Source organism: Brucella sp. TWI559 (assembly GCF_039674265.1).
Classification (GTDB): Bacteria; Pseudomonadota; Alphaproteobacteria; order Rhizobiales; family Rhizobiaceae; genus Brucella; species Brucella chromiisoli.
Genome location: NZ_JBDJNE010000061.1, coordinates 1 through 1,449, shown reverse-complemented (window position 1 = coordinate 1,449; position 1,449 = coordinate 1). Strand labels below are relative to the sequence as shown.

The following is a 1,449-nucleotide window of genomic DNA, read 5'->3' as shown; positions in this document are numbered from 1 at the left end:
CATGGCAGACCGTCCGATTATGACGACAAGTGCTGGTGCACCGATCCCGGATAACCAGAATTCCCTGACTGCGGGTGAGCGCGGCCCTGTTTTGTTGCAGGACTATCAGCTGATCGAAAAGCTGGCACATCAGAACCGCGAGCGTATTCCTGAGCGCGCTGTTCACGCCAAGGGCTGGGGTGCATTTGGGACGCTGACTATCACAGGTGATATTTCCAGATATACCAAGGCCAAGGCTTTGCAGCCCGGTGCAAAAACTCCGATGCTGGCGCGCTTCTCAACCGTTGCCGGCGAGCAGGGTGCCGCTGATGCCGAGCGCGATGTGCGCGGCTTTGCACTGAAGTTCTACACCGAGGAAGGCAACTGGGATCTGGTTGGCAACAACACACCGGTGTTCTTTGTGCGTGATCCGGTCAAGTTCCCGGATTTCATCCATACCCAGAAGCGTCATCCCAAGACCAATCTGCGCTCCGCAACCGCCATGTGGGATTTCTGGTCGCTTTCGCCAGAAAGCCTGCATCAGGTGACGATCCTGATGTCGGATCGCGGGCTTCCGACCGATGTACGCCACATTAACGGTTACGGTTCGCACACCTATTCCTTCTGGAATGATGCGGGTGAACGCTATTGGGTCAAGTTCCACTTCAAGACCTTGCAGGGCCACAAGCACTGGACCAACAGCGAGGCCGAACAGGTGATTGGCCGCACGCGTGAATCCACGCAGGAAGACCTGTTTACATCCATCGAGAAGGGCGACTTTCCGAAGTGGAAAGTTCAGGTTCAGATCATGCCGGAACTGGACGCTGACAAGACGCCTTATAACCCCTTTGATCTTACCAAGGTCTGGCCGCATGCCGATTATCCGCCAATCGATATTGGTGTGATGGAACTCAACCGCAATGCGGAAAACTATTTCACCGAGATCGAAAACGCGGCGTTTTCGCCCTCCAATATCGTGCCCGGTATCAGCTATTCGCCAGATAAAATGCTTCAGGCGCGGCTGTTCTCCTATGCCGATGCGCATCGTCATCGTCTTGGCACGCATTATGAGAACCTGCCGGTTAACCAGCCAAAATGCCCTGTGCATCATTATCATCGTGATGGTCAGATGAATACATATGGCGGCATTGCTACGGGCAACCCGGATGCGTTTTACGAGCCAAACTCGTTTAACGGCCCTGTAGAGCAGCCATCGGCCAAGGAACCGCCACTGCGCATTCAGGGTGATGCGGATCGCTATAATCATCGTATCGGCAATGATGATTATTCGCAGCCACGTGCTTTGTTCAATCTGTTTGATGATGGGCAGAAGCAACGCCTGTTCTCGAACATTGCAGCAGCCATGGGCGGTGTGCCGGGCTTTATCGTCGAACGCCAGTTGGCGCACTTCAAGCTTGTACATCCTGATTATGAAGCCGGTGTGCGTGCGGCGCTCAAGACGGCGCACGG

1 protein-coding gene is annotated in these 1,449 nt (G+C 54.7%); it reads left to right on the top strand.

Annotated features, from left to right (window positions below; genetic code table 11):
• Position 1: 1 nt before the first annotated feature.
• A partial coding sequence (locus tag ABE530_RS19575) for a catalase (protein WP_499695718.1) occupies positions 2–1,449 on the top strand: 1,448 nt, incomplete at its 3' end.